The sequence below is a fragment of the Sanguibacteroides justesenii genome, assembly GCF_003204205.1.
GTDB classification, from domain to species: Bacteria; Bacteroidota; Bacteroidia; order Bacteroidales; family Marinifilaceae; genus Gabonibacter; species Gabonibacter massiliensis.
Genome location: NZ_QJPL01000012.1, coordinates 1 through 22152, shown reverse-complemented (window position 1 = coordinate 22152; position 22152 = coordinate 1). Strand labels below are relative to the sequence as shown.

Here is a 22152-nt window from a genome sequence, read left to right as displayed (position 1 = left end):
TTTATTTTAGTCGATTGTATTGCAGCTCTTTCATTGTGTTGCCTGTCCGGTCCTTTATCCTGATCAGTCTGCCCGCCTCGTCGTACTCGTTCAGTTCCAGCTGCCCGTTGTGGTCGAACTTGCAAAAAATAGATCCGTCCAGGTTATAGGAGATCGCCTCGAAAGAGGATTCCCGGGGAACCATGACGATGCTCACGACATTTGACGGAATCGTGGCGGTAACGGAAATTACTCCGGCGTACGGGGTCAGGTCGATTTCAAATGACTGTACCGAGTATCCTGATGAACCGGAAAGCGTCAACGTCCCGTTGCTTGTTCCCCCGGCATGACGAACCGAGTAAGTAAGCGATGTTTCCGGTCCTTCGACCAGGACAAATAGTTTGACTCGTTTCGTGTTCGGAACGGAAGTAATACTTATCGTGTTTTCCGCTGGGAAAATTTGTTCGGGATCGAAAGGGGTCAGTTTATCGAAAAATTTCAGGTTAACAATTTCCGGATTGCAAATAGCTCCTATCATGAATTGGAGACTATTGATGTCCATGTCAAAGCTCGGTTCATTTGCTACAAGGAAATACGATAGCATAAAGGAGATAGCGTGCGTATTGTCGTTGGCCCTTGCGCTGTCGAGCCATACCTGAAATTGTTGGGGATTGACCGGTGCGGTTCCGGAAGCGACGACAGATATGATGTCTATCATCAGGCCATGTTCATAGGTTTGCGTGTAAGCCATGTAATCCGGGCCGTAATTTATTTTTGGGAAAACGTTGTATCCCTTGATAAACTTGTCGCACAAATCCCGAACTCGGGTGTTGATATCTACTTGTTCTTTTAAAAAGGCGGCCTGTGTATGTCTGTTCCGGTCTATCGCCGCGACAAGATCCGGGGATGCATTGTGTGCCTTTAAGACGATGTAGTTTCCCGAGGCATCGTACACGTTAGCGGAGCTGGTCGAACGGGTCGTGTTACTCACGGGCAGGTAAAACTTCTTTATTCGCTTGTATTCGGAACTGTTCTCCGTGCGATAATTGTTTTCTCCTCGTGTGAACAAGTTTTGATCGGGTATGGCCAAGGTGTAGGCAACGGGGTTTTCCGTTTGATAGATGTATTGATCGGTAAGACCGAAAAAGCATGAACTATCCGTTTCGAGGGTTTCGTACCGGACGACCGTTTCGTCTATCAATTGCCCGTTTCTCAGGGTTGCTTGCTTGATCACGGGGGATAGCAGGTTTGCCTGCTTCATTTTCGAGATAAACGGGCTCGCGGATTCGCTCATTTCGGTTACTCTGCTCGTCACTTTCACGATCGTGTTCCCGCGGGAATCTTTCCGGGATATTCTGGTAGGCAAGCCGGAAGCTCTCGGGTTATCGTAAAAGAATTCAGTCTTTTGAAACGGCGTACCGCTTGCCCACGTGGTAAAGTCGTTAAAGGAGGCGCTATCCGTGACTTGTACCTCGAAACGGTATTCCGATAGCTCTTTGAGCAATGTTTTTCCCCCGTAATACAGCTCGTAGTTTTGTTGCGGTAGTGTTATCCGGGTACGGGGTTCTATATTCGGTATAAAGGTGTGGTCGTAAGGGATATAATAACACAATCTGCCTTCGTCCTGGTATAAAAGAATTGTCCCTAATCCCTGGAAATAGGCTATCTGTTCTTCCCGGTCTAAATAATACTCGTAAGGTTTTACCTGTACGCGTTTTTGTTTGTAACACAATGAGGTATCGCCTTGCGTGAAATAACTCATGTTGTCATAAAAATAGGGTGAAATGAATCCCGGGTTAAACGAGAGATCGGTGTAGTACTTCTTTTCAACGAGTCGTTTCAGGTTCCCACGATCATCATATTCGGCTGTGGCTAGGGGTAAGCCGTTTAACCAGAAAGGATAAATTAGAGGAGCTTCCGGCCAGAAAAAGTACAGGGAAGGCACGTGAAACAAAAAGGTTTTTATCCCTTTACCAGGAGTGGTCTCTTTCACGTAAGGATAGTATACCCCGTTGTTTCCCGTGTTTAAAAAGGCGAAGCCCGTGGATCTGATCCTGGAGTGTTTTACCCAATCCGTGAATTCCTCGTAATGGACTAAATTAAGGCGTTCGTAACTGTCGTACACCATTCTACCGGGACGAGGATAGGCATACAAGACAGAGTCTGTCTTTTCTCCCGTTCGATCCATGAATGTTAATGATTTTACCCGTATCCCGCCGATATCGACTACTATCGTTCCTGATGACGGTTCCTGTTTGTATTCCGCCACGTTCGACTCGTAATCGATGCTCAATCGCCCCCCGTTTTTCAGGGTAATTGTTTTTAGAGAATAGGCTTTTGCCGCTTCTATATCCACTTTTTGGGAATAAGGATTGTCATTTCCCACGAGTCGTTTACGATATCCCCAGAGGTCATAATACGGCCTTCCTTCCGTGGGCAAAGGGTAATAATCGAATAACATTTTTTCAATGGATACGTCATTCTTGTCGTAAAAATAGAGAGACGTTAACACGTTTCCTTGATATAGTTTGACCTTGGAGATTTGGTTCCCGGTGATGTCTGACAAGGTGATCGTGTTTAATTTTGCCATTTGTTCCTTGTAAGTGAACATGATCTTTTTATCCACGCATTTTATTTCCGTCAATAGAGGGGATGCTATTTTATAAGATGTTATCCCTCCGCTTTCTTTTAACGTGACAGGGGCCATCTCGTCGATACTTTCGATAACGTACCGTTTGGCTGTTTGAAACCAAGAGGCGGCAGCCCGGGCATTACTTGAACTGCTATTCTTGTACGAGTTAATGAGGTTGTTTAACGTGTTGATTAAATTTTGTGAGGCAGCCGTCACGCGTTGAATATCCCCTAACATCCCCATGATCCTGAGATTCGTGGTGATGATTTGCTGATTTTCCTCAAAATACGGATTTATGATCCAATTCCCATACCCGGCATACACGAGAAATTGACTGTTTAGTTGGGTTTCGCTCGAGTACGAGCCAAGATATCTTTTTGCCTGCTCAATGGCGTATCGAAATTGATTTTGATAGGAACTGAAATTAAGCGACCGTTCAATCACGGGACGACCGTACCAGTACGACGTGCGATAAGGAGAGATGTACTCGGTTTCGACTCTCCCGGAGTAGTTGAAGGTAATCGGTTCCCCGTTTAACGGTTCTATCCGGGTCAGGTACCATGACGAGAGGTACATTTTGTTCCGGATCCCGTTGCTACTGATGGCGGCTTCCGAGTTCATATTTTTTATTAATTCCGAATAATAGAAATAATAACGATTCCCGCCTTCATCCGTGATGGTCCACCCGTTTATAAATTTCCCGGCTATACTGGTGCTACACTCGATATGAATGTTCGTTCGCTCGAGGGGGACGGCATGGATTCGGTTATTCGCATCCATCTTGATCATGAAGTTGACCTTGTTGCCGCTAAATACGGCGGTGAAGATATCGGATTCGCCGTCTCTTTGCCGTTTATTGACCCGGTCAATATCATTTTCTACGACAACGGCATCAGCCTCGCTTTCTGCCCGTGCATAGCCCAAGTCGTCTTCATCGGCAATTCCTCCCCGAACGACACGCGTGACGATCCCTCCCGTGTTTAGGGTCCAGTTATAACCGGTTTGTCCCGGTTTATCATCGATTTTTACTCCTTTCGCGTTATAATCCAATGATACGGGTAGCAAAAAATCTCCGGAACGGAGCGTATACAGGGGAATACTGTAGTGGAATGTGCCCGTGGCATAATCGACGGAAACGTTTTTCATGTTCAAGTAGCCTTGAGCTTGCTCTCCCGGTTCGAAATTTTGTGCCGGGGATATTCCAGGTATACCCAGGAATATGATCAGGATAAAAAATAGTTTATTCTTCATGATCTTATTATTTCTTTAATTTAACACTTGTCCCGGTTGGCTTATTTTAGTCGCGAAGTGTCGGGGTAGGGTTAAATTTCTTTTTCCATAGGCACGTCTGTTTTTTAGGTTTGACTTTTCGTGCCTTGATGTTATATCAAAGAATGAGCAGTAAAAAGGGAGTAAACATTCTTTTGTTATTTTGTTGTACTGAAAATAAGCTCCTTTGATTGAGAATGTTGCATGAATATGTTGATCGTAAACATTTTTAAGTTGTAATATGTGGGTGTGAAATTTGGTTGTAAACGGAGTATTTTGTTTTATTGTTGAAAGAAAGTTGGAGAGCGAATGGTTTGAAAAATTTTAATGGTATTGGTGTGAGAAATAAAAACGAATTGTAATTACTCCGTGTAATTTGATTTGAGATATTGATCTCTTTATTGCTTCTTTCATTAAATTTTGATGAAAGAAGATTCTATTAAAAAACGCCTAAACGTTAATAAATGTAAATTTATATTCTGTTTTGATATGATAATTCTATTACTTTCTATGTTAATCGAGTTATTAATAACTGATTACTGGTAGTGTGATATTTTTATTGATAAATATTATGGTAAATATATATAAATAAAAGTATAGATATGTATATTAAAAGGAGTGAAAAAGTAATGTTTACTGCCTTTTTAGTGCATGTTTGAGTGTTTAAATTTATCAGAAATTAATTAATATATTAATTATGAATTTAGTGCTTTATGTAGAACAACGGTCTGATATGACTCAAAAGGTAGTCGATTTATTTACAAGTAATGGACATCGTTTGATTGTTGTTAAAAGTAATGGGGAAGCTTGTGATTACTGTAAAAAGCGGACTCCGGATATCGTGTTTCTTAGGGATTATCCCGAGAGGTATTCGTGTACAACCTATGCTAAAATGATAAAACGTCAAAATTGTAATATTTATGTCATTTTAGTCGGGGAGAAAATCATTGCTGAACAGGTTGTAAACGGATTGAATGGTTTCGCTAACCAATACATAAGTCAAGAGTGCGGAGCGGAAGGTATTTTGGCTTATGCGCAGGCGATAGAAAGAGAGGATCGTTTGAATGCAAGGCGGGGAGGAGTCCTGAAAGTGGCCAAGGATGTTTATTTGAAGAGGAATGTATCCGAATTGATTGTTGGACGTTCGGCCACGAGGTTAACGGTAAAACAATACGCGATATTGAGACTGTTGGTCGAAAATTGCTCTTGTGTCGTCCGGCGTCGAAGCCTGTTGTTAGAGGGATGGGGATGTGATGACGAATCCAATGTTCAGGGATTAAGAAAGATCATATCCTGTTGTCGTAAATTATTGAAACCGATACCTTATGTCGAGATTGTGACCTATTGGCAGATGGGGTATATGTTAAAAGTACAGGACGAGGAAGAGGCAAATGTATTCGATGAAAATGAGTGTCAATATGAATGTATTAAATGAAAAATAGTATGAATAAAAAAAGGAGTTTTTGTTTAAAGGCTTTTTCCTTGCCTGAATTATTGGTTGTTTTGGTGATTATCGGCATTCTGGTGTTAATTGCCTTACCTAATCTGATGCCGTTGATTTCAAAAGCGAAGAGTACGGAGGCGCAGCAGCAATTGGTTTTTTTGCATACCCTGCAGAAGAGTAATTTTTATACTCACTCGCGTTATTCCACCTCGCTGGAAGAGTTGGGGTTCGAACAAGCAAAACTTACGACGGACGGGGGAAATGCCAATTACCGCATTGAGATCGTGGAGGCCAACGAGAAAGGTTTCCGGGCAATAGCTACGGCGGTTGTGGATTTTGACGGCGACGGGATATATAATGTTTGGGAGATCAATCAAAACAAGGAACTGAAAGAAATCACGAAAGATTAAACGATGGAATTTTTGTTGACGATACCTTTGATGCTATTAATCCGTTCCGATTTTAAAAGGCGGGTAGTGAGTGTATACACCTTATTGGTCTTCGGAAGCTTACAGTTTATCGTTGTTTTAATGAAAGAAGGGATATATGAAACTGTTATACGGACCGGGATAAATAGTGTAGTTCTCTTATTTTTAGGTCTGGGTGTGTGCTTGTATTTATTACTGAAATACGGTCCGGTGGCGTTTGCGACCCGCCGTTTTATCGGTAGCGGAGATATAGTCTTTCTTTTTTTCCTGACTCCGGCATTCGCGGGATTGGAGTTTCCGAAGTTTTTGGTAATCTCGTTTTTGTTGACATTGGTGGGATGGGGCGTTTGTTGTAAACGAAAAAGGGAGTTGACGATTCCGTTAGTGGCGACGGTCGGTATTTGCTACTTGATTCGGATTTTAATCCGCTTCTTGTTTCCGATATGTACTGTTCAATATTCAACGTTATGAAAGAAATTCATGTATCTACCGAGATGCTTCAACTTTTTTCTGCCCGGGAAGCGTGGGAGTATCAATTGGTGCCTTGTGAAACGAAAGGGGATACGTTATGTTGTTACGGGGAGTCCGGTCGGGATTATGAATCGGTTATAACCGAATTGGAAGTATTGACCGGACAGAAGATCGTTGTAAACTCTTTGGATAGAGAACTCTTTTCCCGGTTGATAAAACAATCGTATCGTAACGAGGGAGATGCGGTCGAAAGAGAACGCTTAAAACGTAAACCTGCTTCGGGAAATTCGGGGTTTCTGCAAGGATTGATAGAAGAGGCTTACCGGGAGTATGCCAGTGATATTCATCTGGAGCCGGATAAGGAGCGTTGTCGGGTGCGTTTTCGGTTGGATGGAAAATTGGTGGAGCGTTACGTGATCGAGAGAGGGAATTACGCGGCCTTGGTCAATCAGGTAAAGATTTTGGCCAATCTGGATATATCCGAGAAACGGTTGCCTCAAGACGGTCGTATTCTTTACGAACAGGGAGAAGATAAATTTGATGTCCGGGTCTCCTCTTTACCGACGATCCACGGGGAAAAGGTGGTGATGCGTCTGTTAACCCGCCACGTGGAGTTATTGGAGTTGGAAAACCTGGGGTTTTCCCGTAAGCAATTGGAGGATTACCTCGTGTCTGTACGGAAACCGCATGGGTTGGTTCTGATTAGCGGACCCACGGGATCCGGTAAAAGTACGACTTTGTATGCCACTCTTCGTTTGTTGAACGAGGTGACTAATAATATATTGACCATAGAAGATCCGGTTGAATACACTCTTCAAGGAATAAATCAAGTACAGTTGAAAGAGGAGATCGGATTGACGTTCACGGCGGCCTTGCGTACGTTTTTACGACAAGATCCGGATATCATCATGTTGGGTGAAATCCGGGATACGGATACGGCTCAAATGGCTATTCGAAGTTCGCTCACGGGACACTTGATTTTTTCGACGATCCACACGAATAGTGCCTGGGGAAGTGTCTCCCGCTTGGTCGATATGGGAGTGCATCCCTATTTGATAGCGGATACGCTTATTCTCTGTGTGGCCCAGCGTTTGGTACGTTTGCTTTGTCCTTGTTGCAAGCAAGAGATAGAGGTCGGGGCGGTTTCAGGTCGAATTTCAACCGTTCATCGTTTGAAATCTCTGTTTAAACCTGTAGGGTGCGAGCAATGTTATTATACCGGCTACCGGGGACGTAAGGCTATATACGAGGTCATTCCGGTGGATGAAGAGTTATCCGGGGCGATCCGACGGGAGGAGTCCGACATCGGGAAGTATCTTCGGGAACGAAATATTCGCGCCTTGTCGGATTCGGCTCTGGAATTACTGGAGACGGGACAGACCTCTCTGGAGGAAGTGTTGACTTTAATAAACTCGTAAAAAGAGATATGATGATGAGCATAAAAATGATTCTGCTGTTTGTTGTTTTACAGGTATTCGTCGGAAAGGTGAAAGGAGAAGAAGAGCGGCTGGATTCTGTCCGGGTGAGGTTGGAACGGGTTGTTGCCCGGGATAGTGTTTACCTTTCCGAGATCGATATTTCTGTCGGGAAGTTGTCGCTTGGAGAATTTTTTCGAGCCATAGCCCGGGTAAACGGGGTGAATCTTTGTTACAAGGTGGACGAGGATCAGATGGTTACCTGTAACTTTAAACGGATTCGTATCGATGATCTGCTTTTTTTTCTGTGCAAAGAGTATCGTTTGGATTTGGAAGTTGTGGGGAATATTATTTCGATTACTTCCCCGGAACAGCCTGCTCCCGTTGCACGGGAGCCCCGAATAGAATTTGATAGTATAAAGGGTGTTTTGTCTTACGATCTTCGGGATGACGATCTGATTTCCGTCGTTAAAATAGTGAGTGTTTTGACCGGACAGAAGATCGTTGTTCCTACTGATTTATACCGCTACCGGGTGTCCGGATATGTTCGGGAGATGCCGGTGAAGGAGGCTATTACGGTTTTAGCTTCCGGAAATAAATTGGAGATTGTCCGGGAGAAAAGCGGAACATGGATGTTGTATGCTCCGCTGGCAGCTGCCGGGGATAAAAGCGATACGGCTCCCCTTTATAACAGGAGGCGCGGTTTTTCTGCCGATCAGATAACGGCCGATAGTTTGAAAAGGATAACGGCTTCGATCAACCGGGGAAATATTCAGGACATCGTGGCGGATGTGTGTGCGTTGCTCGGAATCGACCGGGTGTTTCTGGTTCCGTTGAATCAGGAGACGGCGCTACACGTGAAAAATGTTGATTTACCTGCTCTATTTTCGGTGCTTTTTGCCGGTACGCCTTTTACTTACCGGGAAGAGAATGGAATATTTCTATTCGGTTCGACGACTAAAAATAACGAGTTGGTTTTAACCCGGGTGATACCGATGCGTTATCGTTCGGCGGATAAAATCGTGGAGTTGATACCCACGGCCATGAAGACCGGAATGCAGGTACAGTTGTTTCCGGATCAAAATAGTATTATTGCGACCGGTTCAACTCGTCAGGTACGGGAGGTGGAACGATTCCTGGAGTCGATTGATCGCAGCGTACCCTTGATTACGATAGAGGTATTGATCGTGGATTCCAGAAAAAGCGTCATCCGGGAAGTGGGTGTAACGGCCGGACTCGGAGATAAACCGGTAAAAACAGGCGGTACGTTAAGTCCGGGTGTGGCCGTGTCGCTCTCGGCTTCCTCGATCAATAAATTGATCAATAGTTTTAACGGTTTCGGATCGATTAATTTGGGAAAAGTAACGCCTGATTTTTACCTTAACCTGAAAGCCTTGGAGGATGCCGGGAATATCGAGTTGCGTTCGACTCCGAAACTTTCTACTTTAAACGGCCATGAAGCAACGCTTAAGAGCGGGGAGACAAAGTATTATAAAGAGGTCCAAAATAATTACTACGGGTCGCAGATCCCGGTTCCGACAGAGTCTTATACCTGGAAAAATATAGAGGCTAATTTGACGCTGAAGATCGTGCCTTTCGTGAGTCAGGACGGGAAGATAACTCTTTCGATCGAGATCGAGCAGAGTGAGTTTACAACCCGGGAGGAGAAGGATGCTCCTCCCGGTACTGCCACCCGGAGTTTTAAGTCTTTGCTTCAGGTGCGGAACGAAGAGATGGTCCTGCTTGGCGGGATAGATCGAAATAGCCGGGAAAAAACGTCTAACGGATTACCTTTCTTAGCCCGGGTTCCGGTTTTGAAATGGTTATTCGGGTCGACGAAAAACAGTAAGGTGGATGAGAAGTTAAACGTGTTTATTAAACCTACGGTGATCTATTGAAAATGAGAGGATTGAGTGTAATATTGAAGAGAGTGGGACTCCTGGTTGTGCGAATGAAGAGAGAGGGTGATCCGGTTGTGGATTACCTGGAAGGGATTTGTCGCGGAAAAAGAGTGACGATAGTAAGAGAGGAACGAAGCGTGGAACCGGAGTCGTTTTTCAGAAAATCTCCTGATTACCCTGTTGTTATATGGTTCACGGGAGAGGGGATTATTACGAAGTTATTCGATGAGACCGGAGGTGGAATGGAACGAATAACTGTCGGAGGTGAATTTTTGTGGGAAAGGGAGTCTTTTTCCGGGGATGGGATGAAGATCGTTTTTACCCGGAAAGAGAGAATAGAGGTTTTGTCGGCTGTTTTGGAAAAGCAGAAGGTTCCCGTTGCAGGCATTCATTTGAGTCCTTCTGTCGACGAACGGGAATACGAGTCGTATCTCTTCCGCTTTTTTCAGGAAGAACTGAAATGGAAGGTATTGATGGAGCCGACGGAAAGAGGAAGTTGTTTGTGTACTCTTCTGAGGCGTAAATTGAGATTACCCGTTTTGGTCTGTCTGCTCTCTTTATTGTTGGTCAATTTCCTGTGGAACGACACGTTGAGAAAACGTCATTCTTTGCTACAGGCCGAATTGACTCGGGTGGAACGTAATGTTTCGGCACGGGATAAGCATTCGAGAGAAGTGGAACGTGTCGTGAATGAATACCGGCGAACCGGAAATCGAAGGAATGCTTTTATCGTCGACCGGATGGCTGCCGTTATTCCTCCGGAAGTCGTGCTGGAATCTTTGGAGATCGGTCCGCTTCTCAAAGTTTACGAAGAGGGAAAACCCTTGTCGATTCGTGACGGTTTGCTGCGTTGCAAAGGGAGATGTGCGATAACGGAAAAGATAACGCGGTTTATCGGAGAATTGACGAAAACGGATTTCGCCCGGGAGGTTAAGTTGATTTCGTTGGAGCGGGAACGGGATACGGGACAGTCGCTCTTTAAAATAGAGATTCGGTTATGAACGGATGGAGAGCCTATAAGAGTTTTATAAAACTGGCCAGCTTGTTGTGTGCCCTGCCTTTGATAGCCTGGTTTTTAGGTTTTCGGGGAACGGTTGCTTCCTGGCAGGAGTATAGAGAGAAACTGGGCGTGTTGGAAAAATTGAGGATGGAATCGGACGGAAGTAGTCTACCGCGGGTAAAAGAGGTTTTTTCTTCACAAGCCGTGTTACAGGACGGGCAGTGGTTGAAAAAATTATCACCCATGCTTACGGAAGGAGAGACCGTCGTGTCTAAATATACTCCTTATCTGCTTCGAACGGAAGGGAGTGTAAGAATAGATATCGGGGAATTAACTCTTTCGGGAGATTTTATCTCTTTAGTGAAATTATTGGATTTTATCGAACGGGATAAATCATTGGGAAAAGTGGTTTCGGTCGCTTTTGGTACGACCGTAGACAGAGTGAAGAAAAAGAAACAATTAAAAATGACGTTATGGATACAACAATTAAGCGTACATCATCGGGAGTGAAACGGAAGAAAAGGGTGGCCGGTTGTATGATTCTCGTGCTTTTATTGGGAGGATGTGAAGATTTGTTCGAGAAAGATATTTCGGAGAAAAGAGTGTGTTTGATAGCTCCGGCCGATAGCATTCGGACACCCCATAGGGAACAAAATTTCGTGTGGGAGGAAGTTTCCGGGGCTTCGGGTTATAGATTGGAAGTGGCGAAGCCCGGTTTTGAACGGCCTGAGTTTTATTTGCTGGATACGCTTGTGACAGGGAATAAATATTCTTTTACCTTGGATGTAGGTACCTATGAATGGCGGGTAAGGCCGGAGAATTCGGCTTATAAAGGATTGTATTCCGTACGGAGGATTGTTGTTTTACCTTCAAAAGAGGAGTGATGAAAGCATTGAAAAAGAACGGGACCCAATGGATATTACTGGCATCGACTCTTTTGATTTGGGGTGCGATTGCGGTCCGGGTGATCGGGTTAACCGGTTCCGGGATAAAAACGGAGATTCCCGTGATGGAACCGAGAACGTCTCCTCTCGGGACAGAGGTCGCATTGCTATTAAATTACCGGGACCCTTTTTTAGGTCATGGATCGGCTCTGCCTGTCTCCCGGGGAAGACTTCCCGGAAAAAAGCGGGAACTCCTTCAGCAAGTGGAGTCTCCTCCCGGATTTCGTTTGTTGGGTAAAATTAAAAAGGGGAAAAAAGATTTTCTTTTGGTGGCGTCGGGAGAGGAGCGACGGATTGTTGCCGTTACCGACAAAATCGACGGATTCTTGGTTTGTAGCGTGTTTGCGGACTCTGTCGTCGTGCGTAAAGGAAGTAAGCAATACACGGTAATCATGGAAAATGAGTAAAAGGACAAGCGTTTTATTGTCCGTGCGTTAAAAATCTGAATTTATGAGAAATTGTACGATACCGGCTTCGGTGCTGGCTACCGTATTGGTAGTTTGCATGCTTATGTTATTGGTCGTTTTGTCTGTTATGTCGTTGTGGAACATTGAATTAACGTTAGGATATCAATCGGAACAACGGGAACGATACCGGGCGCATATCGAGTCTGCTTTTGTACTTTATGCTTTGGACAGTACTTTGACAGAGAGGTTACGGGAGGATCGGACTTATCTGCTTTACGAGGGAGATTCCTCTTCCCGGGTACAATATACTTCGGGAAAATGGGGTTTGTATGAGGCGGTCACCGTGAAGGTTCGTAACGGGACACGGGGAACCCGGATATTCGGAAAGAGAAGAGAGGGTGAATACGGAACGACTCTTTTTCTGCCGGAAGACGGACGAACTCTTTCCTTGGCCGGGAAAACATACGTGAAGGGTGATGCCCGGATTCCCCGTAACGGGATTGTTTACACGCAGGTGCGTTCGGTCTTTTTCGGGGGTGAAAAGGTTGATGCCAGGAATATAAAACAGAGTCCGGAAGAGTTTCCCCTTCCTGAAAAGGAGTATGTCGACGGGATTCAAAAACTGTTTTCTCTCGATGGGTATCCTCTTCTCGCGGGGAACGAGTATCTGCATCGATCTTTTACCGATTCGCTTCTTTGTTTCGAAACGGGGGAATACCTTTCCGGAGTCGATATGCGGGGGCGGGTAATCCTGTATACCCCGGGAGAACTTTTTTTAGAGCGAGATAATCGCTTGGAAAACCTGATCGTCGTGGCCCGTAAAGTCGAAATTGCTGCCGGATTTCAGGGAAGTCTGCAGGTATTTGCGCGGGATTCCATTCTTCTGGAGGATGAGGTCCGCTTGTCTCCCGGCTCGGGTCTGTGGGTGAGCGGAGAGAACGATCGACGGCTTATCCGTCTTGGGAAGTATTGTGAGGTAAATGGCTATATTATCGTATCAGGGCATGATGAGGAGAGCGAAGTTCCTTCGGCCAACTATTTTCAATCGAAGAGTTCCAGGGTGCGGGGATTGGTGTACGTGGACGGTATCGCCGAGGTACACGGGGTCGTTTCGGGTAGCCTGTATGCCCGGTCCTGTTACTATTTTGCCCCGGAAGGGTTCTATTCCGGGATTCTTTATGATGTGGCTTTGCTGGAGACTTCGCTGGTCTCTTATCCCTTTTGGATGGGAAAGAATTACGAGAGAAAGGAGGTCAGATGGGTCGATTGAGACATGAACTGCGAGCCTCTTCTCTTTTGGAGTGTATCGTGGCTTCCGTTATCTGGTTGGGAGCTTTTATGGTCACGATGGAGATATTGACACGCGTGATGCTGAAGGAGCAATCCCCGGAAGAGGACTTATGCGCTTGGGTAGCCGTGAAACGGTGTTTTCAGGACTATTCGAGGGGGGCCTTTCCCTCGGGAAACTACACGAGAACTTACGACGGGGGAATCTTGGAGATCGAGTTGATTCCTTACCGGGGTAAAATACAACGATTGAGTATTCACGTTTATCCTTTGCGGGGCAAAAGGGATAGTCGGTACGATTATCTGATTAAATCCAAAAACAATGAAATTTGATGTAATACGATTTGAATGGGAAGGAACGACCCTGGTAGAAATATTAGTTGTCATAACGGTTTCTGCCCTCCTCTTTCTGGCTCTCTTTGACGGGGCTGATCTGGTTCGGGGGTTGACGGCCGGACTGACGGATAGGTTGTTGTCCTCCTATCGTTTGTCGGATAACTACCGGAGAATGGATTGTTTACTCGAGGCGAACGATCGTGCCGAGCTTCGGGGAGAGCGTTTATCCCTTTATCGAAACGGTGAGGTTTATTCCGTGTTGGAAAAGAGGGATTCGGTTGTCGTGCGGGTTGGTGAGGAGAGTACGGATACGCTTTTTCGTTCGGTGGAACGATGGGAATTTATATCCTCTAAGGAAGATCTCTCTTTTCCGGATTCTTTGCGGATATATCTGCGGATGGGAAAAAAAATCTTAGATATTCCTTTTGGTATCGGTAATCGCCGTCTTGGAGAAATTACGGATAAACTGCATGAGCAGGAAAAAATATACGAGTATGAAGAGTGATATCGATGTATTTCGGAAAAACTGGAGATTGAAAAACGGGAAAAAGGAGGTACTTTTTTCCGAATTACACTCGCTTTTGACTTCCGGTTTGGATTTCGGGCGTTCGTTTCGGTTACTCATCGATGGGGAGACGGACAAACGAGTAAAAGTTTTGTTGGAGGAGCTATATGCATCCGTGATTATCGGGCATTCGCTTTGGGAAAGTTTTGTGGCGAGTGGAAAATTTTCTCCGTTGGATAGCGGGGTATTACGGATCGGAGAAGAGACGGGACGAGTGGATGAATCGTTGCGTTTTTTGGCCGATTACTACCGTAAACGGGAGGAACAACGCCGAATGATAACGGGTGCCGTAAGTTACCCGTTGATTATCCTCTTGACGGCAATGTTGGTACTGGTATTTATGATTTTGGTCATTGTCCCTATGTTCGAACAGGTGTATGCTCGTATGGGAGGAGAACTTCCGGCTATAACCCGGTGGATTATTTCGTTATCCGGCAATTTTCCGGTTTATTTATTGACTTTTTTGGGTATCCTGATTACGGGGGGACTCTTTTTCTTTTTTCAGGGTAAAAACGATCGGGTTCGTTCTCTCCTCTCCTCTTTTTTACTGCGACTTCCCGGGATGGGGGGATTAGTTCGAAAAAATCAGGAAGCCCGTTTTTGCAAGCTGCTTTACTTGCTTTACGGCTCCGGGGTTCCCCTGTTAAACGGGATAGAGCTATTACGGGATATCATTACCTTTTTTCCTTATCAAATTTCATTCGATAGGATTAGTCATGGGTTACGAAAGGGAGAACTGTTTGCCGATACGTTGAGTGTATTCCCATTGATTTACGATCGAAAATTAGTGACTCTGGTGCGGGTTGGTGAGGAGACCAATCGTCTGGGAGATATGCTTTCGAAGCAAGCGGAAGATCTTACCCGGGAGCTGGAACATGAATTGAAACAACTCGGGAATCTGTTGGAACCCGTTCTGATACTGTGTGTCGGGGGACTTGTTGCCCTCGTGTTAGTCTCGATGTACCTGCCGATGTTTAAGCTCGGGGGAGTCATCGGGTAATGAAATCAAATGTCGAATTTTTAAAATGTGTGCTTATGAGAAAGGAAAATGAACATTAGTTAAAAACGATTTGTCGGCAATAGGCCGATGGAACCAAAAGTGAAATCTAAAATTAAAAAATTATGAAAAAGAGAGTGTTTTTTATATTCATATTATGTTGGGGTATTTTCGGAATGTCCCGTGCACAAAAATTTGAACCGGGTGAACAGGCAAAAGGACTTGCCGATTTAAAGAGCTCGTCTGTCGATTACAGTACCGGAACTTTTAATTACACGATTCCTCTGTTTGAACTATCTTCCGGGCATTTTACCCTTCCTGTCTCTTTGGTTTATTCGGCCAGAGGAGTCAAAGTGGACGAGGCCGAAGGGCCTTGGGGGATAGGATGGAATCTGATGTGCGGGGGTGTGATTACCCGTACGGTTCGCGGAGGTTTGGCCGACGATTACTACGGCGGTTTTTTACTGGAGACGCTGGATCATTCTGCGGCAACAAAGAAAAAAGTAAATACGCACGAGCAGGATGGAGAATCCGATATATTCACGGCTTTTTTCAACGGACGGAAGGTCTCTTTTATCGAGGTAAAAGAGGTCGGTCAGGTGGTCGTAAAAACCTTGGAAAAGTCGAATCTTTTGATCGAAAAAATAGAAGACGGATATGAGATCACGGACGAGAGCGGAGTGAAATATGTCTTTTCCGTTCCGGAAATGACATTAGGAGCTTGTTATCAGGATCCGAACGATGCGGGAAACAATATCTGGAATAGAGATTTTGTCTCTTCCTGGTATTTAAGTGAAATTCAAATTCCCGGTGATGATCCTATCCGTTTTTATTACACGGACGGTTCCGTTGTCGACTATACTTCGTGGAACGAGATGGTATATAATTACGGAAAGGGGATGAAGGAACGCGATTGTAAGATCGATCGTTATAGTAGACAGATTACGACGAATATAAATAATGCTAAATATTATGCTTCGCAATTGCCTAATGATATCCGGTTCAGAGAATTGGCTCAGAACGTGGAAAATATTCCTGCTTACGTGGAAGTATTGACAGAAGTACAACGTTCGAAGGAATACGGGATAACGTGTAGTAAGTTGGATATAATCCGTATCCCGACTTTGCATACCGTAATCGATTACAATGTAATGAGTCAGGTTATGGCTGCCGATCGAATCATCGGGTGTCTGTCGGATTGGACTTTTACTTCCGAAACCTGTTCCGAAGCGATGACTCGAATCAGTTATGTACGGAATTTGTTGGATAGATTCATTGACGATGGTTTATTGTACGATGCTTCTGCTCTTCGCGGGTGTTTGACCGAAATATTACGTTACATGAGACTCGATATCGAAGAAACCACCACGAAGACGGTCAGTAAGGTAGATGATTTTACTCGTCAGTCGGTCAAGGAAAAAAAATTGGCCCGGGTTTCCTGGGGTACAAATAATATTGTCTTTTGGGGAGAAGGACGTTCTATTACCGGAATTCAATGGCAGAATTATAAACAAGATGTGATCCGGGAGGTTAACTTTTCCTATAAAGGACGAACCTTGAGTCGATTGACGATCGGAAATGAAAAAGCCGGATTACTGGGGTATTATAATTTTGATTATTACTTGGATACATTGCATGCCAAAACTCGGGATATATGGGGGTATTATAACGGATCGGCTACGAATATCGAACACTTGATTCCTTTAGTGGCGGAAATACAAACGAATTACCCTTATGTACAATCGGAACATTTAAGCTTGCCCCCCGAACTGACGACATTTCCTGGCCGCTCCTGTAATGCCGATTACGCGAAAGCCTACTCTTTGCGGCAGATTACCGGAACCGGAGGTTGGAAGTTAAACGTGGATTACGAGTTGAACGAGTATAACGGGATCAAGTACGGGGGAATTCGGGTGAAGGAGGTCGTGCTGGACGACGGGGAAGGGAACCGGGATACCACCCGCTACCATTACCGGAATCTCTCCGCTACCGGTAACACGGGTTCCGGAGTGTTAGCGGTGGGATACCAGACGCTGACAAAAGTGCTGAATTATGGTACTTTTTCAGACAAGATTCTTCACTCTCTGGTGCAAGATGATGAAATGGCCATTCTTAACACGGGGAATAACGGTTTATTTTACCGATACGTGGTGGAAGAGCAGGTCGGAAACGGGTACATCGCGCACTATTTTTGCGTACCCGAATCTTTCCAGACGACATCACTGAACCAACGCTCTTTTTATCCATACTGGCTGCACGGGCTACCCCTCGGTACTGCTATTTACGATAAACAGGGACGATTGTTGAAATTGAAAAAGAATCGCTATTCTCAAGCTTTGGTCAATCTTCCGGGGACCACTTATACCATTTCGAGTACGATTAAAAACGAGTTCTTTCCGGGGGCTTCTCTTTATGGTTTCTCTACCCAGGTTGAACAATTGAAATCCTTCCGCTTTTTTGTGGATACGGAGAATGCGTTAACCTATATGCCGAATCGAAACGAACCGTTTTATTGGAACGGGGAGGCAACAGTCTATTTCAATCCCTATACGACTTTTTATGTCCCCAACGTGCAACCCCGGGAGAATATGGTAGTACCGGACCAATTTTATAAAATATATTACGGGGGAGCCACCGTTTTGACCGGGGAGGTGGAGTACGATTTTTTCGATCAGGAATCGGCAGCGGCCGGAACACCTTCCGAGAGTGATTTTACAAAAACCTCGTTTACCGGAAAATATAACGTGACCACCCGAAGCTACACTTACGGGAATACCCGGCGAACTACCCCCACGAGTGTTGTCACGACCACGGCCGACGGGACAGAGTACAAGCAGGATTCAAAGGTGGTGATGGATGCCTTTCTCGATAACACGAGCGCGTTGTTGACCGATATGCGTGCCGCTAATATGCTTTATTTACCCGTTCGGACGAGTACGTACGTGAAAACTCCTGGCAGCACGAGTTTTTTACTCGCAGGTGAAGAGGTGACGACCTACATGGATACCCTGATCGGTGGAAAACATTATTACCTGCCTTCTAAATTGTTGCGGTCGAACCAGGTGAATCCCGTCAGCGTGGCAAGCGGTAGTTTGAATAATTACTTCACGCGGGCGCAGTCGGCCTATACCGTGGACGGACAATTGCATTATTCCGGTTCGGGGACACGAGTAAGTGTTGCGGAGGTAAAATCAGCAGCCGGGAAAGAAACTTATGTTTATGACGAGGAGACCGGTAATCGTATACTCGTGGCCGCGCAGGCCGATCGTTCTTCCGTGGCGGCATTCGATCGGTATCGAAAGAGCGAATTAAAGCATATTAAAGTAAGCGAGCTTCCGACTAAGAGTATGAAAGAAAAGCTGGAAACTTACTACGATTTTCATCAAAATCTCCCTGAAAGTGTTTTACGGGATTCTTTTTTGAGTGAGTCCTGGACACTTCATAAAGAAATTATGAAGATCGTGGAGGATATTTTACAAGGTAAAGAACATCGTCAAAAAATCTTTGAGGAGGCCGGTAAAAAGGAGCAGGTGCAGGGAGAATACGAAATGGTTTGGTATCGCAGACAAAATAATATTGGAATATCTCGGGCGGATTATTTAAATATGATACAGGATATTGTCGATCCGATCCGGTTTGATACCCGGAAACCCGATATGATGGCATTCTTGTCGGGACGGGATAAAATGGGTGTGGACATACCGGGTAAACTACTTGTACAGAAGGTAAATGCTAATAAATATCGTTACAAGTTATTGGTTGAACGTTCTGCCGCAAAGGCCCTCTCCATATCCGTATCCTGGACATTTACCAAGTCGGGGGTAGCGGTCGGAACCGGGGAGAACACGTTCACGGTCACACAGGGAACAGGACACTATTGCATGGAGGGAGAAATTCCTGTCTCGGCGGCGCAATTGTCAGCAAGCCTGGAATTGAGGTTTTCTGATGACGTGCTGTCCGCCGCGCTCTGCCCGGACGGTATTGAATTCGAACTGACCAGTCTTGACGGTAAAGGGAATGTCGTTTGTCGTACCGGCAGAAACGGGATTATCGAGAGCCGGGAATACGATCCGCAAGGGCGCTTGCTCCGGGCAAGAGATAAAAACGGGAATATTCTTCAAGAGTATCACTATCATGTACAGCCTGGTAATCATTAATCGTAAAAAACAAGATCATGAAAACGATATATATCATATTATGCTTTTTGTTTACCCACTATTTTGTGGCGGGACAAGGTGTGCTGGTTCATTTGGATAAGATACAAAAATTTGAACCGGAACGAGTTATTTTTCCCCAGAAGGGGGGAACAGTAAAGGTATCCTTTTTTACCTCGGATTATGTAACCGCTGAAAATATTCAGACCGCTTTGCGGCAGAAGTTGCAGGGAACACCTTTTTCTTCAGCCACGATACAAGTGGCAGGGGGAGAGATTGAAGGCTATGATGGAGAGATAACCATAACTATGCCGAGAACGAGTGAGCTCTATTTTAGGGAGTACCAGTTGAAGTTGGCTAAAACTTCGTTGTTTCTCCGTCGGAAAGGATCGTACGGCAACCTGAATCGGTTTCGGGTATCGGGAGGCGGTGTCGTGGTCGACACAAACTCGGTCGTTATTCGCCTGTCGGGCACGGAACCGGGTGTGAAGTACGGTCTTTATCGTGACGGAGTACAAGTGGCGTATCTTTACGGACCTGCCAATCCGGATCTGAGCCTATACCCGGAGTGGCCGGATGATGCTCAAGCCGAAGAGGTCGAAAAAGGGAAATGGCAATGTTACCTGGATCGTCCCATCGAGTTTAAGGTGAGAGAAGCCGGCGTGTACCAGATAAAGGCTACATTGGATATAGAAACCATCGCGATGATCGGTAGCGTGACGGTCTGTCGGTACGACGGTAAACTCTACACCGCGGGAATGGACCAGGTGATCAGCGGTCGTTATGACTCGGAAACTGTCACCTCCAATCGAACCAAGCGAGTGGATGACGTGCTCTACACGGGTCCCGGCGGACGCTCCAGGCAATTGGTCTCCGTGGCAGCCTCTCCCTCGGGGAAGGATATCGTCACGCCTTTCGGTTTCGGTAAACTCGGCCGGGAGGAGAAAAAGTTCCTGCCGTTCGAGAGTACCGCCGGCACCGGAACCTACCTCGATAAAAATTTGTTCGCCTCCCGGTGGGGAAGCATTTACGGGAGTGACGAGAGTAATTTCGCGTTTAGCTTCTCGACTTTCGAGACGAGTCCCCTCGGGCGAGTGTTGACCGAGACGGGTCCCGGCAAAAACTGGCACCAGGCGGGAAAACGGGTGACTCTTTATTATGGTACCAACACGGCCAACGAGGTGCGTCGCTGGAAGGTCGACGCTGCCGGGACATTAGTCGACGGGGGCTACTACCCGGCTAATTCTCTTTCCCGGGAGAGAACCACCGACGAGGACGGCAACATCAGGGAGAGCTTCACGAGCGGGAGGGGGGAGGTTGTCGAGAGCGTGACTTACCTCTCCGGGCAACGCCTGGCCACGAGTAACGTGCACGACGACCTGGGACGCTTGCGTCACGTGCTATCGCCGGAGGCGAATGCACGTGGTCCTTTGACAGCAGGTATAATTGGTCTTTACGGTTATTACTACGCTTACGACGGGAAAGGGCGTGTCACGGAGAAGAAATTACCGGGATGTGATCCCGTCTACCTGGTCTACGATAACCGGGATCGACTCGTGATGAGCCAGGACGGTAAGCAACGGGCCGAGGACGCGAAAAAATGGAGTTACTCCCTTTACGATGCTCTCAACCGGGAGGTGGAATCCGGCGAGGTGATCTTGTAGGCGGCTACCACTCATGCCGCTCTTCAAACAGCGGCCTCCGCCAGCTCGGGCTACACCCCGGCGGGGACGAGAACGGCCCTGAAATACACGGCGTACGACACGTATCCTGCCAGCGGTAACGTGATAGCGATTCCCTTTGTCGCTACCGCCGGGTACGCCACCGCCCCGGGCACGAGTACCGGGGGCAAGGTCACGAGCGTGAAGACACGTGTCCTCGGCACGAGCACCTGGCTCACTTCCACCACCTATTACGACGACCTCGGCCGGGTTATCCAGACAGCGAGCGACAACCTCCTCGGTTATAAGAGCCGGGTCGACATGAGTTACAATTTCGCCGGGAACGTCCTGAAAACCCGGGAAGCCCACGGCTACAGCGCCACGGGAACTGACATCCTGGAGACGGTGAACACGTACGATCGCCGTGGCCGTCTTCTCTCCTCGAGCAGCACCCTGAACGGTGGAACTCCCGCCGTGGTGCAACACGAGTATGACGCCGTTGGACGGTTGAAGACGAACAAGTACAAGACGGGAGCCACCTTCCTCGCCGAGACGATGACCTACAACGCCCGGGGATGGCTGACCTCCAAGACCAGTACCCCTTTTACCATGACCTTGCGTTACGAGACGACCGCCCTCGGTGCTTCCGGGAAAAAGTATTACAACGGTGACATCAGCGAGTGGGAATGGAAGAACGGGACCACGGCTCCCGTGATGTACGCCCTCTCTTACGACGGTTTAAACCGGCTGTCAGGCAGCGTTCATTACCAGGGCGGAACGGCATGGACAGCTCTTGCCGGGAACAACGCTTATGACGAGAAGGGATTGACCTACGACCGTAACGGCAACATCCTGACCCTCAATCGCACGGGTCCATCCGCGACCTCTCTCGCCTACACTTACACGGGAAATCGATTGACCGGCTTGATCAAAAACGGGGTTAGCGGGACCTACTCTTACGACCCCAACGGGAACATGATAAATGACAGTCGAAAAAGTTTGAATTTTGAATATAATGTTTTAAATTTGTTATCGGCGGTAAAGTCCGGAACGACGCTAAAAGCCTCTTACACTTATTTGGCCGACGGGACGAAGTTAAGGGTAGCGGACGCGAGCGGCAACGGATTCTATTACTCGGGTTCTTTGACACACGTTAAAAACAGCGCCGGGATACAGTTAGAGGGCGCAACCACGGCGAGCGGTCGGGTGTTGGTCGGAACGGGAAGCCGCACGGGTAACGATATTCGTTACTTCCTGACGGA

The 22152-nt window shown here is 46.4% G+C and carries 16 protein-coding genes and 1 pseudogene; 16 read left to right on the top strand and 1 reads right to left on the bottom strand.

All coding sequences use genetic code 11. The annotated features are described in order from the left end of the window. Position 1: 1 nt before the first annotated feature. Positions 2-3862, bottom strand: coding sequence for a hypothetical protein (locus DMB45_RS14125; RefSeq protein ID WP_110688864.1), 3861 nt, complete (start codon positions 3860-3862; stop codon positions 2-4). Positions 3863-4577: 715 nt separating this feature from the next. Here DMB45_RS14125 and DMB45_RS14120 point away from each other — a divergent pair. The 16 genes and pseudogenes from DMB45_RS14120 to DMB45_RS14045 form a co-directional block, all read left to right on the top strand. Next, positions 4578-5315 (top strand): winged helix-turn-helix domain-containing protein, encoded by a 738-nt coding sequence (locus DMB45_RS14120; RefSeq protein WP_041504729.1) that lies wholly within the window; start codon positions 4578-4580, stop codon positions 5313-5315. Between the two features lie 8 nt (positions 5316-5323). Beyond that, on the top strand, positions 5324-5734 hold the full coding sequence (locus DMB45_RS14115; RefSeq protein WP_041504738.1) for a type IV pilin protein: 411 nt from the start codon (positions 5324-5326) through the stop codon (positions 5732-5734). Positions 5735-5737: 3 nt separating this feature from the next. Continuing rightward, positions 5738-6223, top strand: a complete 486-nt coding sequence (locus tag DMB45_RS14110; protein WP_041502998.1) for a hypothetical protein — start codon at positions 5738-5740, stop codon at positions 6221-6223. Next, complete coding sequence (locus DMB45_RS14105; protein WP_041502999.1) at positions 6220-7641, top strand: GspE/PulE family protein; 1422 nt, start codon at positions 6220-6222, stop codon at positions 7639-7641. The genes DMB45_RS14110 and DMB45_RS14105 overlap by 4 nt, the downstream gene beginning before the upstream one ends. Before the next feature lie 8 nt (positions 7642-7649). Further along, positions 7650-9536, top strand: a complete 1887-nt coding sequence (locus DMB45_RS14100; protein ID WP_236684932.1) for a type II secretion system protein GspD — start codon at positions 7650-7652, stop codon at positions 9534-9536. An 11-nt stretch (positions 9537-9547) separates the two neighbouring features. Beyond that, positions 9548-10540 carry a hypothetical protein gene (locus DMB45_RS14095; protein ID WP_146216457.1) on the top strand — a complete coding sequence of 331 codons (993 nt, stop codon included), beginning with the start codon at positions 9548-9550 and terminating at the stop codon, positions 10538-10540. After that, positions 10537-11049: a hypothetical protein gene (locus DMB45_RS14090; RefSeq protein ID WP_041503001.1), complete on the top strand. Its 513-nt coding sequence runs from the start codon at positions 10537-10539 to the stop codon at positions 11047-11049. Before DMB45_RS14095 ends, DMB45_RS14090 begins: the two co-directional genes overlap by 4 nt. After that, positions 11013-11423 carry a hypothetical protein gene (locus tag DMB45_RS14085; RefSeq protein WP_052634503.1) on the top strand — a complete coding sequence of 137 codons (411 nt, stop codon included), beginning with the start codon at positions 11013-11015 and terminating at the stop codon, positions 11421-11423. Before DMB45_RS14090 ends, DMB45_RS14085 begins: the two co-directional genes overlap by 37 nt. Then, positions 11423-11890, top strand: a complete 468-nt coding sequence (locus DMB45_RS14080) for a hypothetical protein (RefSeq protein WP_041503002.1) — start codon at positions 11423-11425, stop codon at positions 11888-11890. Before DMB45_RS14085 ends, DMB45_RS14080 begins: the two co-directional genes overlap by 1 nt. A gap of 43 nt (positions 11891-11933) precedes the next feature. Beyond that, positions 11934-13160, top strand: a complete 1227-nt coding sequence (locus DMB45_RS14075; RefSeq protein WP_041503003.1) for a hypothetical protein — start codon at positions 11934-11936, stop codon at positions 13158-13160. Beyond that, positions 13148-13510: a hypothetical protein gene (locus DMB45_RS14070; protein WP_041503004.1), complete on the top strand. Its 363-nt coding sequence runs from the start codon at positions 13148-13150 to the stop codon at positions 13508-13510. The genes DMB45_RS14075 and DMB45_RS14070 overlap by 13 nt, the downstream gene beginning before the upstream one ends. Next, positions 13500-14018 (top strand): hypothetical protein, encoded by a 519-nt coding sequence (locus tag DMB45_RS14065; protein WP_041503005.1) that lies wholly within the window; start codon positions 13500-13502, stop codon positions 14016-14018. The genes DMB45_RS14070 and DMB45_RS14065 overlap by 11 nt, the downstream gene beginning before the upstream one ends. Beyond that, positions 14008-15078 carry a type II secretion system F family protein gene (locus DMB45_RS14060; protein ID WP_041503006.1) on the top strand — a complete coding sequence of 357 codons (1071 nt, stop codon included), beginning with the start codon at positions 14008-14010 and terminating at the stop codon, positions 15076-15078. The genes DMB45_RS14065 and DMB45_RS14060 overlap by 11 nt, the downstream gene beginning before the upstream one ends. 122 nt (positions 15079-15200) lie before the next feature. Next, the gene (locus tag DMB45_RS14055) at positions 15201-19232 is read left to right on the top strand and encodes a hypothetical protein (RefSeq protein ID WP_041503007.1); all 4032 of its coding nucleotides are present in this window, start codon (positions 15201-15203) and stop codon (positions 19230-19232) included. A gap of 17 nt (positions 19233-19249) precedes the next feature. Then, positions 19250-20893: a DUF6443 domain-containing protein gene (locus DMB45_RS14050; RefSeq protein ID WP_110688862.1), complete on the top strand. Its 1644-nt coding sequence runs from the start codon at positions 19250-19252 to the stop codon at positions 20891-20893. Positions 20894-21013: 120 nt separating this feature from the next. After that, positions 21014-22152 (top strand): annotated as a pseudogene (locus DMB45_RS14045) (RHS repeat protein); the annotation flags it as partial.

Coding starts and splice junctions, on each gene's coding strand:
- DMB45_RS14125 (WP_110688864.1), bottom strand. CDS start 3,862: ATGAAGAATAAACTATTTTTTATCCTGATCATATTCCTGGGTATACCT.
- DMB45_RS14055 (WP_041503007.1), top strand. CDS start 15,201: ATGAAAAAGAGAGTGTTTTTTATATTCATATTATGTTGGGGTATTTTC.
- DMB45_RS14085 (WP_052634503.1), top strand. CDS start 11,013: ATGGATACAACAATTAAGCGTACATCATCGGGAGTGAAACGGAAGAAA.
- DMB45_RS14110 (WP_041502998.1), top strand. CDS start 5,738: ATGGAATTTTTGTTGACGATACCTTTGATGCTATTAATCCGTTCCGAT.
- DMB45_RS14050 (WP_110688862.1), top strand. CDS start 19,250: ATGAAAACGATATATATCATATTATGCTTTTTGTTTACCCACTATTTT.
- DMB45_RS14065 (WP_041503005.1), top strand. CDS start 13,500: ATGAAATTTGATGTAATACGATTTGAATGGGAAGGAACGACCCTGGTA.
- DMB45_RS14120 (WP_041504729.1), top strand. CDS start 4,578: ATGAATTTAGTGCTTTATGTAGAACAACGGTCTGATATGACTCAAAAG.
- DMB45_RS14105 (WP_041502999.1), top strand. CDS start 6,220: ATGAAAGAAATTCATGTATCTACCGAGATGCTTCAACTTTTTTCTGCC.
- DMB45_RS14060 (WP_041503006.1), top strand. CDS start 14,008: ATGAAGAGTGATATCGATGTATTTCGGAAAAACTGGAGATTGAAAAAC.
- DMB45_RS14115 (WP_041504738.1), top strand. CDS start 5,324: ATGAATAAAAAAAGGAGTTTTTGTTTAAAGGCTTTTTCCTTGCCTGAA.
- DMB45_RS14090 (WP_041503001.1), top strand. CDS start 10,537: ATGAACGGATGGAGAGCCTATAAGAGTTTTATAAAACTGGCCAGCTTG.
- DMB45_RS14100 (WP_236684932.1), top strand. CDS start 7,650: ATGATGATGAGCATAAAAATGATTCTGCTGTTTGTTGTTTTACAGGTA.
- DMB45_RS14075 (WP_041503003.1), top strand. CDS start 11,934: ATGAGAAATTGTACGATACCGGCTTCGGTGCTGGCTACCGTATTGGTA.
- DMB45_RS14080 (WP_041503002.1), top strand. CDS start 11,423: ATGAAAGCATTGAAAAAGAACGGGACCCAATGGATATTACTGGCATCG.
- DMB45_RS14070 (WP_041503004.1), top strand. CDS start 13,148: ATGGGTCGATTGAGACATGAACTGCGAGCCTCTTCTCTTTTGGAGTGT.